Source organism: uncultured Demequina sp. (assembly GCF_913055775.1).
In the GTDB taxonomy this organism is placed as follows: Bacteria; Actinomycetota; Actinomycetes; order Actinomycetales; family Demequinaceae; genus Demequina.
Genome location: NZ_CAJXJX010000014.1, coordinates 19,660 through 32,668, shown reverse-complemented (window position 1 = coordinate 32,668; position 13,009 = coordinate 19,660). Strand labels below are relative to the sequence as shown.

Genomic DNA, 13,009 nt, shown 5'->3' with positions numbered 1-13,009 from the left:
CAGCCGGAGCCGGCAGCGGTGATGGCCTGACGGTAGCGGTTGTCGACGAGGTCGCCGCACGCGAAGACGCCATCGACGTTGGTGGCGGTCGTCCGGCCGATCACCTGCACGTAGCCTTCGGCGTCGGTGTCGATGACGCCCTCGACCAGCTCCGAGCGCGGGATGTGCCCGATGGCGACGAACATGCCGGTAGCAGGCACGACGCGCTCCTCGCCGGTGTTGATGTCGCGCAGGCGCACGCCCGAGAGCTTGTCGGTGCCCTCAAGGCCGGCGACCTCGGAGTTCCACGCGAACTCGATCTTGGGGTCGTTCTTGGCACGGTCCGCCATGATCTTCGAGGCGCGCAGCTCGTCGCGGCGGTGCACCACGGTCACCTTGGACGCGAAGCGCGTGAGGAAGGTGGCCTCCTCCATCGCGGAGTCGCCGCCGCCGATGACCACGACCTCCTGGTCGCGGAAGAAGAAGCCGTCGCAGGTCGCGCACCAGCTCACGCCCTTGCCGGACAGGCGCTTCTCGTCCTCGAGCCCCAGCTCGCGGTAGGCAGAGCCGGTGGCCAGGATGACGGCGCGACCGGAGAATTCCTTGCCCATGCCCGTCGTGACCGTCTTGACCGGACCATCAAGGTTCATCTGAGTGACGTCGTCGAACAGCACCTCGGCGCCAAAGCGCTCGGCCTGGCCCTGCAGGGTCTCCATCAGCTCAGGTCCCTGGATCCCCTCGACGAAGCCGGGGAAGTTCTCGACCTCCGTGGTGTTCATGAGGGCGCCGCCAGCGGTGATCGAGCCCGCGATCACGAGCGGCTGCAGGCCTGCGCGCGCCGCATAGATGGCGGCGGTGTAGCCGGCGGGGCCGGAGCCCACGATGATGATCTGGCGCGTGTCGCTCACGTCGGTGTCCTTCAGTTGGTTCCTGTGCCGGGTGTTCGTACCCGGATCCGTAACAGATGGTAGGCCGTCGGTGTTCCCGGTCCAAGTGGCCGGTGCGCGCCGCGGCGGAGGGGTCAGCCGCCGTCGCCGGCTTCGGGTGAAGGCGGTGGCTCCGGCGAGAAGGTGAAGTCCGGGTAGTCGGGCATCGGGTCGACGATCTCGTCCTCGCCGTCGAGGGGCGACTGCAGAACCGAGAAGGCGACCGCGCCCACGATGATGATCGCGGTCAGGAACAGGCCCACGAGCAGGGGTCCTGTCCGCAGTGGGCCGGCGCGCTCCGACCGCTGCCGCGCCCAGTCCACCGCGGTGTCCAGGGGCGCGTTCGTGGGAACGTGCCGCTGGATCCCCTCGAGCATCGCGAGCCACAGGGACCTCGACGTGCCCTCGTTCTGCTCTTCGTTGATCTCCTCGAACGTGTCCAGGGCGAGGGGCTCGTGGCTCGTGCGCTCGACGGCGCGACGCGTGCGCTTGGAGAACCGGGCGGCCTGCTCGGGGGTCGCGTACTGCGCGCGTTCGTCAGCGGGGTGCGGGATGACGGCGGGATCGATGTGCTCGGTGACGACCTCCTGCGCCACCACGGGTGCCGCGACGCCGGCCACGAGCGCGGCGGCGGCCTCGTGCTCGGCTGCGGACAGCGTGGCGGGGTCGACGCGCACCGCGGGGACCGGTGGCCGGGGGGCGACCTCGGGCTCGTCCACCGATGGCAGCGCGTGCCATGTACGGCGCAGGGATCGCAGCGCGGTCGGATCGGCCGCGCCGAGCGCGAGCGTGAGCTGGGCGAGGGTCCCGGGACCCTCGCCCGCGACCGCTCCGCGCGCCAGGTCCGCCGCACCCAGCGGCAGGTCGTCCGGAAGATCCGGCACCGTGACCTGCGTCGACTCCATCCCCGTCACCAGGGTGAGGAAGAGCTGCGCGAGTGCGTGCGCATCGGCCACCTCTGTCCGACCGCGCCCCACCCCTGCCTGGTTCGCGAGCTCGCCGTCCGAGTCCAGCCCGGAGACCACGACGCGACCCGCGTCGGTGATCGTCAGCGCCTGCGCGCGCACATGCCCGTGGTGGACCCCCTGAGAGGCGGCGACGCTCAACGCGCGGGCGGCTTCGGAGATCAGTGCGCACGCAGCGCTCGGAGGGACGATGCGGTGGCCGGCGAGCTCGGCGACCGAGACTCCCGTGGGCCTCTCGGTGACGACGTACGTGATGCGCTCGCCTGCCACCGACTCGCGTCCGGAGGCGATGACGCGCGCGAATCGCGCGTCGCGCACCTGGGCGGCGCGGACTGCGGCACGCCGCACCGCGCTCGGCGCGACCGAGGTGAGCACGTCGAGGGTGACGTCGAGGTCGCGTCGCGCATCCTGCGCCACCCAGCGCTCGACTCCGGGGAGATCATGGTCCACGGTGCGCAGCACGGTGAAGCGGCGCCCTAGCGTCGCACCTGCCTGCACCTCGTGGCCCCTTTCTCCCGATTCCGGAGTCTCATCCTAACGGCGGCCGAGGCGTCGCAGCAGGGGCCGCGCCACGTCCCGTGCCTCGCTGACGCGGAGGGCCCACAGCCCGCCCGCGTAGAGAGCCAGCATCACGACGCCGCTCAGGGCGACGATGCCGATCGCCGTGACGAGTCCCGAGGTTCCCGGCAGGTCCGAGGCGGGCGGCGCGAGGCGGAGCAGGCCCCAGCCTGCGGCTCCAGCGATGGAGGCAGCGATCAGCGCGCGCACGTGCACCGAGAGCACCCGACGCCCGTCGAGGCCGCCCAGCCGGCGGCGGAGCCCGCCAGCGCGCAGCAGCACGCCGACCCAGTTGGACGTGGCGAGGCCCAGGCCCACGCCCACGGTCCACCACTGCGGCTCCGTGAGGGCCATCGCGAGGTAGGCGACGCCGATCCACGCGATCGCCATGGGGATGTGCATGTAGAAGATCGAGCGCGCATCCTCGAGCACGAAGTAGGTGCGCTTGAACAGCACGGTCGCGCCCAGCGGCACCAGGCCCAGGAGCATCGCGATCAGCACCTGCACCACGGAGTTCGCCTCGGGCGGGCTCGCCGTGGGCATGACGATGCGCACCAGGTACGGCGCGACCACGATCATCGCGACCGTCGCGAACAGCGTGAAGACTCCCACGGATCTCAGGCCGAGCGACAGGTCCGCGCGCAGGTGCGGCATGTCCGTGTTGGCGGCGTGGCGGGCCATCGCGGTGAACATCGCGGTGGCGATCGACACCGTCACCAGCGAGTGCGGGACCAGGTACAGCGAGAGCGCGTTGAAGTACGCAGCGTTGCCGGCGATGTCGAGCTGGGTGCCGTCAGGGTTGGCCGCCGCGGAGACGCGCGTGACGAACACGACGGCGATCTGCTCGACGATCACGGCTGCCAGGGCCCACCCGGCGATGCGGCCGATGACGGTGAGCTCGCCCTGGGGGCCGCGCCAGCGCCAGTGCCACCGGTAGCCGCCCTTGATCATGGGGAAGATCAGGATGATCGCCTGCGAGGCGACACCCAGTGTCGCGACGCCGCCGATCAGCGCGATCGCTCCCGGCGTCCAGTCCTCGGGCGCCAGGATGTTCGCCTCGTCGAACGGTGCGAACGTCAGCAGGTAGGCAACCAGGCCCGCGATCGCGACGATGTTGTTCAGCACCGGCGCCCACATGAACCAGCCGAACTGCTCGCGGGCGTTGAGGACGTTGCCCAGCAGCGTGTAGAGGCCGTAGAAGAACAGCTGCGGAATGCACCAGAACGCGAAGGCCGTGGCGAGGGCGACCATCTCGCTCGACCAGTCGCGCGGCGTGTAGAGCATGACCCACAGCTGCGCGGTGAGGGTGAACACCACCGTCACGCCCAGGGTCAGCACGCCGCCGATCGTGAGGATGCGGTCCACGGTGCGGGCGCCGTCCTTGCGCTGGAAGGCTTTGACGATCTGTGGCACGAGGGCCGCGTTGAGGACTCCGGCGGCGAGGATCGCGAACATCGCGTTCGGCAGCTTGTTCGCGATGTCGTAGGCGTTCGCGGCAGGGGCGTTGACGCCGATCGCGGCGACCAGCGCGGCGTTGCGGACCAGGCCCAGGAGGCGGGAGACGGCCGTCCCCGAGGCCATGATGGCGGTGGAGCTGCCGAGCGAACGCCTGCGGCGAACGGGGACCTCACCCTCGGCGTCGTCAGTCATCGGTGGTCCCCTTGTCGTGCTCGGGGACGGCGCCGTCGTCCGAGCCCTCTCCCGCGGGTGCCGCCGCCGCGTGCGCGGCCTCGGGGGCCATGGGAGTCGAGCCGGGCCGAGTCCTCGTGTCCTTGCGGCCGCGGCGAACCGTGCGCACGAGTCCTGCGATGAGTAGCAGCACGAGCAGCACGGTGAACCCCGCCGTCGCCGCGGTGCCCCAGTCCGCGCGGATGCGGATGCTGAACCGGCTGACGTCGCTGATCAGGTCGCCCTCGGGCCCCAGCAGCACCACGGACACCGAGACGTTGCCCGAGGACACCGCCTCGACGGTCACGGGAACGAGCAGCTCCTGGCCCGCAGGGATGGTTGCCACGGGGTGGTCCTCCACCTGCAGGCTGGGCGACAGGCTCGCGAGGTCGACGGTGACGGTGACCGGCCGGTCGAGCTCGTTGATGACCGTGACGGGCACGTCGCCCGAGTCCGCGAGCAGATTGAGGTCCGAGCTCTCGGCGATGCGCACGCCGCCGAGCGTGGCGTCGACGGTCGTGAATGCCTCGCCGATCGCCGCCGCGCGCGCCGTCGGGTCGCTCCGGAGAGCAACGGGAACGGCCTGCGCGATGGGCGCTCCCCAGTCCGTCAGGGCCCGGTCGGGCAGCGCCGTGGTGCCGGCGAGCGTGCGCAGGTCGACCACGCGCGAGCCGAGGGCGTCGATCATGGCCGGCGCGATGTCGTTGTCCTCGTCGAGCACCTCGACGAGCTCGACCCCGCTCGCGCCCTGCCCCAGGAGGTCGGCGACCGGGACCACCGTGGTCCACGGCGCATCTGCCAGGGCCTCGAGCGGCGTCGAGACGCCCGTCTCGCCCAGGCGCCACGCGGAGCCAGGGGCGATCAGGACCGTGTCGCCACCGCTCTGGGCCGCCGTCAGCGCCGAGTCCGCGACCAGCACGGCGGCGGCGGCAGGGGTCCCCGGGCGGTAGTCGGCGAGCGTTGCGCTGAGCCCGGCGTCCGGCACCAGCACCGTCACCGAACCGTCGTCGACTGCCGCCTCCGCGGCTGGCGAGCCCGCATCGGCCGCGTCCTCGAAACCCGGCGCGTCGTGCGTCGCCAGCACGGCTGCCGTGCCGTGCCGGGCGGAGAAGGTGACGCTGGAGCGGTCCACGGCGGCCGGGACGGACAGCCACGGCGCGTCGTCGAGCGCACCCACCGAGGTGGATGCCGGGAGCGACAGCGACAGGTCGAGCACCTCGGCGTCGTCGCCGTGCGCCAGGGACGTGATGTCGGGCAGGCCTGCCGGGAGGCGGTACACGTCGCGCTCCACAAGCCCGTGCTCGAAGGCAGTCGCGTTGGTGATCTCGGTGGGGTCGAGAGCGATGGCCACGCCGTCGATCGCGGAGGCCGCGAGGAGGGCATCGACCCTCGCCTCGGTGCCCGTGGCCTGCGCGAGCACGGCGACGTTCAGTGCCGGGACGTCGGCATCGGCCCAGGTGATCGGCATCGCGTCGACAAGAGTGGCCTGCCCACCCACCTCGACGGTGACCACGAGCCCGTAGACGCCCCACGTGTTGGCGGGCAGCCCCAACTCGTCGGCGGTCGCGCTGACCGTCACGGTCGAGCGGGCGCCCGGCCCGATCTCGATCCCCGCCGGCTCGTCGACCGGCTCGGCGTCAGGACCGGCGTCCGCGTCGCCATCAGCGCCGTCCGCAGCAGTTCCCTCGCCGTCCTGGTCCTGCTCGCCCTGCTCGTCCGCGGCCTCCTCGATGGGCGCGGGCTCGGGGACCATCGCCGCCTCTCGCAGCGCGGACGACTCTGGGTCGGCGACAAACGCGGCGAGCGCCGAACGGTCCGTCAGCGGCCCGGTGGTGACGCTCAAGGTGACCACCGCATCGTCCACGGGCGTGGCCGCGCCATTGTCCAGGGTGACGACCGCGGTGACCGTGTCGTCGCCCATCGCGATCGTTGGTGACAGCTGCGTGACCATGGCGGTCACTGGCGCCGGCTCCTCGACCGCGCGCGGGGCGAGAGCGGCGGTGCCCGGTGTCGCGGCCGCCAGGGTGCCGGGCGCGAGGGTCGCGACGGCCACGAGGCCCGCCGCGATGGCGCGCCTCACGTCGCGATCGCCAGCAGCTCGGCGGCCACCTGGGCCATCTTGCGCTCGTTGGGGAAGGCGAGCCGGGTCCCGAGGTCGCCGATCGCGATCCACTCGGCGATCTCCGCCTCCTGGTCGGGATCGTTCTCGGTGGTGATCACTCCGCCCTTGGCCTCCATCAGGTAGTGATGCACCACCTTGTGGACGCGGCGGTCGTCACCGGTGAACCAGTAGTCGATCACGCCGATGGGCCGGAGGATCTCGGCGTCGATCCCAGTCTCCTCGGCGACCTCGCGCACCGCGGCCTCCTCGGGGGTCTCCTCGCCCTCGATGTGGCCCTTGGGCAGGCACCACTCGAGGCGTCCCGCCCGGTTGCGCCGGCCGATGCAGGCCGCGTAGGCGACGCCGTCGATCACCATGACGGCGATGCCGCCGGCGGAGGTCTCGTTCGACACGGGCAGCTGCGCAGCGCGCTTGGCGGCCGCCTCTCGCCGGCGGCGCAGGGCGTGGCCCGCGGGTGGTCGCGGGGTCGCCTGCGGGCGCGGGTCGGACGGACGGGGCATGGCCTCACTCTAACGAGCCGGGCACCGGTGCCGGGGCATCCGCGCGGCGGTCCGCACGGACCGCATCGGCCGTCGTGCGAGCGCTCGACCACCCTGGTCGATCGCATCTGGGATGCTGGGAGGCGTGACTGACGCCCCCACCCCGCCGTCGATGGACGTGCTGCGACAGCGAGCCGAGCTCCTGTGGAATGCGCTGCCCGGTGAAGTGCTCGAGCTCGCGGAGCTGTTCGACGCGGCCGGCCACGAGTTCGCGCTCGTCGGCGGGCCCGTGCGGGACGCGTTCCTGGGGCGGTCGAGCTCGGATCTCGACTTCGCGACATCGGCCCGGCCGGATGAGACCGAGCGCTTGCTGTCCACGTGGACGCGCGCGACGTGGGACATGGGTCGCGAGTTCGGGACCATCGGTGGGCGCCGGGGCGACCTGGTCATCGAGATCACGACGTACCGCGCGGACGAGTACGACGGCGTCACACGCAAGCCCGTGGTGGCTTTCGGGGACTCACTCGAGGGCGACCTCGCGCGTCGCGACTTCACGGTGAACGCGATGGCGGTGCGGCTGCCTGCGCGTGAGCTCGTCGACCTCCACGGTGGTCTCGAGGACCTGGGCGGTGGGCTGCTGCGCACGCCGGTCGAGCCGGAGGTGTCCTTCGGCGACGATCCCCTGCGGATGATGCGGGCCGCCCGCTTCGCGTCGCAGCTGGGCTTCGACATCGCGCCGGACACGTTCGCGGCGATGTCGCGCATGGCCGAGCGCATCGAGATCGTCTCCGCCGAGCGCGTGCGGGACGAGCTGAGCAAGCTGCTGATCGGCGACTCCCCGCGCGCCGGGCTCGCCGCGCTCGTCGACTCCGGCCTCGCCGATCACGTGCTGCCGGAGCTGCCTGCCTTGAAGCTCGAGGTCGACGAGCATCACCACCACAAGGACGTCTACGAGCACTCGCTGACTGTGCTCGATCAGGCCATCGACCTGGAGACGGGGCCGGACGGGCCGGTGCCCGCGCCGGACCTGATCCTGCGGCTCGCCGCCCTGGTGCACGACATCGGCAAGCCGCCCACCAAGCGGCACGAGCCCGGCGGCGGGGTCTCGTTCCACCACCACGAGGTGGTGGGCGCCAAGATGGCCCGTAAGCGGCTCCAGGCGCTCCGCTTCGACAAGGACACCATCAAGGCGGTCACCCACCTGGTCGAGCTGCACCTGCGCTTCCACGGCTACGTCGACGCGCGGTGGTCCGACTCCGCCGTACGGCGCTACGTCACGGACGCCGGCGACCAGCTGGAGCGCCTCCACCGGCTTACTCGCGCGGACGTCACCACCCGCAACCGTCGCCGGGCCGAGCGCCTGTCCTTCGCGTATGACGACCTCGAGCAGCGGATCGCGCTGCTGCGCGAGAAGGAGGAGATCGACGCGATCCGGCCCGACCTCGACGGCAACCAGATCATGGAGATCCTGGGGATCGGCCCGGGGCGCGAGGTGGGCCTCGCCTACAAGCACATGCTCGAGCTGCGCATGGAGCACGGGCCGCTGTCGCCCGAGCGCGCTCGTGCAGAGCTGCAGGCATGGTGGGAGGCGCAGGGCGCATGAACCTCATCGTGCTGATGGTCGCGGGGGTATCGGTCGTCGGTGCGCTCTATGCGGTGGGCTACTGGATCGCCTGGTGGGCGCGGCCGAGCGCGCGCGACGCGATCTCCCGCGGGTATCCCCTGCGCACCGCCACGTGGCTGATGGCGGGGCCGGCGTTGATCGCCACCGGGGCGGCGTTCCTGTGGGGATTGCTCCTCCTCGTTGACTCGCTGGGGCCAGGCTGGCCAGAGCTCGAGCTTCTCGCATTCTGGGCACTCGGCGTGGTGGGTGCGGTGTGCTCTACCGGGATCCTCGTCATGGCGCACCGAGGTCCGCGCGGCGACTCTCGCGTGCGGCCGTTCGCGATGCTGCTGCTGGCCGTGGTCCCGGTCCTCGGGCTGTTCGCGTGGGCGATCATCGCCGTGGCCTCGGGATCGTTCGTCGAGGTCCCGATCCTGGCGATCATCGCGATGGGCGCGATCGGCAATGCGCTGCTTGCGGTGCCGGTTCAGGCGCCGTCAGTCGATCCCCATGCCTCCACCCCTCCCCCCACACCCCTGCCCCCCACCGCCAACTAGGCCACTGACGCTCGCCCACCTCACCCATCGGGACGGCACGAGGCAACCCAGGACCACGCGGCCGCTCCTCTGGCGATCCACAGGAACGGCCTGCCGGCACTTCTCCACGTGCAGGCGGCCACCGGGCGGCGCTGAGTCGCCGGGGCGCGTAGACCTCGGGCATGACCCTCACCGATCTGATCGCCCATCTCGAGGCGACGCCGACCACGCTGTCTCTAGAACAGTCGACGGCAAGCGCGAGCCGGGGCGGCATCGCAGGCGCGTGCCGGCGCGGCGTCCTGACGCGGGTTCTTCCCGACAGGTACGCATCATCCCTCCATGCAGATTCGTGGCTGGTCCGCTCGCACGCCGCGGCCGCGTGGGGTCCCGCAGGGTGTGCGCTGACGGGCGCGGGTGTGCTCTTCGATGCGGGTCTGGCGGCCAAGGCTCCGGACGTGGTCGACCTCCTGGTGCCCCACTGGCGCCACCGTCCGTCTCCCGGGTGGCTGCGCATCACGAGTTCGACTTACCGTCCGCCGACGCTCAGAGAGCGTCACGACGGCGCGCCCGTGGTCGATCCGGCGCTGGCTCTCATCCACGCCTACGGGCGCGCACTCGAGCGTGACCGGGCAGAACTGGTCTACGGCCTCACCCGGTCGGGCGTGGTCGACGCCCAGAGCGTGCGTGACCACCTCGACCACATGCCGCGTGCGCGAGGACGGGCATCACTCCTGCGTCGATGCGCCCAGGCAGAGATTGGAGTCGAGAGCTTCCTGGAGGAGCGTGCCGCCTCCGAGGTGCTGGTGGGCGAGGGGTTCGAGGGCCTCATTCGCCAGCACCGTGTCCGCGTCGCTGGCCACACGTATCGGCTCGACGCCTACGATCCCGCCACACGAACTGCATTCGAGCTCGACGGCGCCGCGAGCCATGCGCGTCACGATCAGCGCGTGCGCGACATCCGGCGCGACGCGTTGCTGTCGTCGGTGGGGATCCTCACCCTCCGGTTCGGCTACGGCGACATCATGGAGCGACCGGTGTGGTGCCGGGAGCTGGCGCTCAGCACGCTCCTGGCCCGCAGGTCCGCGTGAGCATGGCTTGCCTCACGCGGGGCTGGCGCGACGCTCAAGCGATCACCAACTGCCTAGTTCGTGGAGGACAAGGTAGGGGCGGGGGATGCCTGGCGTGGCGCTCGCGAGAACACCAGCGCGACCAGCAGATAGACGACCACGAGCGCCGCCATGAGCGGTCGCGAGTAGCCGTCATCCGGCAGCACCAGGCCGCCGATGACCGCGCTCGAGATGAAGGCCACGTTGTAGGCCATGTCGTACAGCGTGAAGGCGCGGCCGCGCACGCCGTCCTCGGTGTCGCGCTGGACGATGGTGTCCACTGCGATCTTGCCGCCCTGGACAGCGAAGCTGACGATCACGGCTGCGGACAGCAGCGCCCACGGCGCGCTCGAGACCGCCAGCAGCGCCTGGCCCGCTGCCCCGATGATCAGGCACAGCACGATCCAGGAGTGGCGGGAGAACCTCTCCTTGAACACGGGCGTCAGCACGGCGGCTGCGCCGAAGCCCACGGCCGCGAACGCCACCACGATGGTGAAGACCCCCAGCGCCTCCTCGGGCTTGTCGGGGTCACCCAGCACGTGGCGCGAGATGAGGATCGACGCGACGAACATGATCCCGTAGAGCAGGCGCTGGGCGGCCATGACCCCGAGCGCCTGGAACGGCGTCACGCGCGCGTGGAGATAGCGGACCGCGAACCCGAGCTCGCGTCCCAGTTCGCGCACCTGCGCGATCAGGCGCAGGCGCTCGAGCGGGTCGACGGGTCCCAACTGGAAGTGGCCGATGAGGACCGTCGCCCACGCGGACAGCCCGAACGCGATGCCGGAGCCCACGAGGGCGGAGAACGCGAGGCCGGCGTCGCTCACGTCCGGCAGCAGGAACGTGACGATGCCGCCGATGGCACCGCCCACGGCCGCTGCGACGGTTCCGAGGGTCGGCATGATCGCGTTGGCTGTCAGCAGGTCTTCGGGCGCGACCACGCGCGGGATGCCGGCCGTCATTGCGGCAAGCAGGAAGCGGTTCACGGACAGGGTGAGCAGCGCGACCAGGTACAGCGACCAGGTGGCGGCGTCCATCAGCAGCAGACCGCAGATCGCGCCTACCAGGCTCAGCCGGACCAGGTTCCCGAACATGAGGATGCGCTGGCGCTGCCACCGGTCGATCAGGGGACCCACGAAGGGCCCCACGATCGTGAAGGGAGCGAGCAGGACCGCGAAGCCCGCGGCGATGGCGCCCGGCGTGGTCGCCGTCGTGGGGTCGAAGAAGAACGCCGCGGCGATGCCCACCTGGAACATGCCGTCGCCACCCTGGGACAGCAGACGCACGTAGGTGAGGCGGCGGAAGCCCTGCGCGCGCCACAAGTGAGAGAGGTCGCGCGCGAAGGACATGGCGACAGCCTAGGGGTCGCTCGCACACCGCGGACCCGACGTCGATAGGGTGGCGTGCAGGAGGTGGGCCATGACGGTCGGGTGGTTTCTCAAGGCGCTGTCGCAGTACGCGGACTTCCATCAGCGGGCGCGCCGCCGGGAGTTCTGGTGGTTCGTGCTGATCGCGTACCTGGTCGAGCTGGCGCTGATCCTCTTCACGCTGGTGACCCTTGCCCCTGCCCTCGACGGCACGCAGGTGGCGACGGAGGATATCGGCATCGCCGGCTGGATCATGCTCGCCCTGACGGTCGCCGTGAGCCTGGGGCTGCTCGTCCCCTACTGGGCGGTGACGGTGCGTCGCCTGCACGACACCGATCACACCGGCTGGTGGTCGCTGTTCTTGCTGGTCGTCCCGCTCGTGGTGTGGTTCTTCGCGCTGTTCGACGGCACGCCACGGCCCAACCGCTACGGCCCCGACCCCAAAGAGCTCGAGAGAGGACCAGGAGACTGACATGACCTTCGGCGCAGCGATCAAGTCCTGCTTCAGCCAGTACGCGACGTTCTCCGGCCGCGCGCGCAGGAGCGAGTTCTGGTGGTTCTACCTCTTTACGTTCCTCGTTCAGCTGCCGTTCTCGATCCTCTTCACCGTTCTGTACCTGGCCACCTTCCTGCCCGTCCTTGAGCAGGTCGATGCTGATGGCAGCCTGCCTGATGGCGCATGGGACGACGCCAACTGGGGCCTCATGGTCATCGGCGTCGCTCTCCTCGTCATCGTGTCCCTGTTCCTGCTGCTGCCGTCGCTCGCGGTGACTGCGCGCCGACTGCACGACATGGGGCAGACGGCGCACTGGATGTGGCTGTACCTCGTCGGCCTGAGCATCGTGACCTTCGTGATGGCGTTCTTCGACTCGGAGCACGGCGCGAACCGCTGGGGGCCCGACCCGAAGGCAGGCGAACGCGTGCCGCCGCCCGGGTACGCCGCGCCGCCGCCCGGCTACACCACGCTGCCGCCCGTCGACGGCAACCCGCCTCCCCAGGCGTGACCGCATCGGCCCTCCGCGCCTAGCCTGAGCCCATGATCGCGCCGGACACGCTGCTCGCCTTCGTAGCGCTGTCGTTCGTGGTGATCGTGATCCCGGGCCCGAGCGTGCTGTTCATCGTGGGCCGCGCGCTCCAGCACGGCCGTCGCGAGGCGCTGCTCAGCGTCATCGGCAACGCTGGCGGCGAGGTGGTGCACGCGGTGCTGGTGGCCGTGGGCATCGGCGCGATCATCGCGGCCTCCGCCACGGCGTTCACAGTCCTCAAGATCGTGGGCGGCGCTTACCTGGTCTACCTGGGCATTCAGGCCATCCGTCACCGTCGCGACGGGCTCGACGTGGGGGCCGATGCGGGGGTCGCCCCGGCGGCCCCGTCGCGGCGGGTGCTGGCTGAGTCGTTCGTCGTCGGCGTCACCAACCCGAAGACGCTGGTGTTCGTCGCCGCGGTGCTGCCGCAGTTCGTCGACCCTGAGCGCGGGCCGGCCTGGGCACAGATCCTGGTCCTGGGCCTCGTGTTCGCCGTCATCGCGATCATCTCCGACGGCGCGTACGCGCTGCTGGCCTCGGGCGCCCGCACGTGGTTCGCACGGTCGCCGCGTCGCATCGCGGGAGTAAGGGCCGCTGGCGGCACGATGATGGCTGCGCTCGGCGTGGCCCTGCTGGTCACGCGCCGGACCGCCTGACGCATTCCCGCGTTCCCTCACT

Annotated in this window: 12 protein-coding genes; 6 read left to right on the top strand and 6 right to left on the bottom strand. The window is 71.1% G+C overall.

Annotated elements, in window-relative coordinates:
* From trxB to QZ483_RS02690, 5 genes are all read right to left on the bottom strand, one after another.
* Positions 1-887, bottom strand: an 887-nt coding sequence (gene trxB / locus QZ483_RS02710; protein WP_297081449.1) for a thioredoxin-disulfide reductase, incomplete at its 3' end; no start/stop codon positions are given.
* A gap of 113 nt (positions 888-1,000) precedes the next feature.
* Positions 1,001-2,368, bottom strand: a complete 1,368-nt coding sequence (locus QZ483_RS02705; protein WP_297081448.1) for a hypothetical protein — start codon at positions 2,366-2,368, stop codon at positions 1,001-1,003.
* Between the two features lie 36 nt (positions 2,369-2,404).
* Positions 2,405-4,078, bottom strand: a complete 1,674-nt coding sequence (murJ, locus tag QZ483_RS02700) for a murein biosynthesis integral membrane protein MurJ (protein ID WP_297081447.1) — start codon at positions 4,076-4,078, stop codon at positions 2,405-2,407.
* Positions 4,071-6,176 (bottom strand): DUF6049 family protein, encoded by a 2,106-nt coding sequence (locus QZ483_RS02695; protein ID WP_297081446.1) that lies wholly within the window; start codon positions 6,174-6,176, stop codon positions 4,071-4,073. The genes murJ and QZ483_RS02695 overlap by 8 nt, the downstream gene beginning before the upstream one ends.
* Positions 6,173-6,718 (bottom strand): NUDIX hydrolase, encoded by a 546-nt coding sequence (locus tag QZ483_RS02690; protein WP_297081445.1) that lies wholly within the window; start codon positions 6,716-6,718, stop codon positions 6,173-6,175. The genes QZ483_RS02695 and QZ483_RS02690 overlap by 4 nt, the downstream gene beginning before the upstream one ends.
* Positions 6,719-6,869: 151 nt before the next feature.
* Here QZ483_RS02690 and QZ483_RS02685 point away from each other — a divergent pair, with 151 nt between their 5' ends.
* The 3 genes from QZ483_RS02685 to QZ483_RS02675 all read left to right on the top strand — a co-directional run bounded on the left by QZ483_RS02685 (position 6,870) and on the right by QZ483_RS02675 (position 9,924).
* The gene (locus QZ483_RS02685) at positions 6,870-8,300 is read left to right on the top strand and encodes a CCA tRNA nucleotidyltransferase (protein WP_297081451.1); all 1,431 of its coding nucleotides are present in this window, start codon (positions 6,870-6,872) and stop codon (positions 8,298-8,300) included.
* On the top strand, positions 8,297-8,857 hold the full coding sequence (locus QZ483_RS02680) for a hypothetical protein (RefSeq protein WP_297081444.1): 561 nt from the start codon (positions 8,297-8,299) through the stop codon (positions 8,855-8,857). Before QZ483_RS02685 ends, QZ483_RS02680 begins: the two co-directional genes overlap by 4 nt.
* A gap of 161 nt (positions 8,858-9,018) precedes the next feature.
* Positions 9,019-9,924 (top strand): endonuclease domain-containing protein, encoded by a 906-nt coding sequence (locus tag QZ483_RS02675; RefSeq protein WP_297081443.1) that lies wholly within the window; start codon positions 9,019-9,021, stop codon positions 9,922-9,924.
* A gap of 53 nt (positions 9,925-9,977) precedes the next feature.
* On the opposite strand, the gene QZ483_RS02670 is transcribed toward QZ483_RS02675, so the two are convergent.
* Positions 9,978-11,288, bottom strand: coding sequence for an MFS transporter (locus QZ483_RS02670; RefSeq protein ID WP_297081442.1), 1,311 nt, complete (start codon positions 11,286-11,288; stop codon positions 9,978-9,980).
* 70 nt (positions 11,289-11,358) lie between these two features.
* Between QZ483_RS02670 and QZ483_RS02665 the strand changes: the two genes are divergently transcribed.
* Genes QZ483_RS02665 through QZ483_RS02655 form a run of 3 tightly spaced genes read left to right on the top strand, consistent with a single transcriptional unit; the run spans position 11,359 to position 12,987 of the window.
* Complete coding sequence (locus QZ483_RS02665) at positions 11,359-11,778, top strand: DUF805 domain-containing protein (protein WP_297081441.1); 420 nt, start codon at positions 11,359-11,361, stop codon at positions 11,776-11,778.
* A gap of 1 nt (position 11,779) precedes the next feature.
* The gene (locus QZ483_RS02660) at positions 11,780-12,310 is read left to right on the top strand and encodes a DUF805 domain-containing protein (protein WP_297081440.1); all 531 of its coding nucleotides are present in this window, start codon (positions 11,780-11,782) and stop codon (positions 12,308-12,310) included.
* A gap of 32 nt (positions 12,311-12,342) precedes the next feature.
* On the top strand, positions 12,343-12,987 hold the full coding sequence (locus QZ483_RS02655; RefSeq protein WP_297081439.1) for a LysE family translocator: 645 nt from the start codon (positions 12,343-12,345) through the stop codon (positions 12,985-12,987).
* Positions 12,988-13,009: the final 22 nt, after the last annotated feature.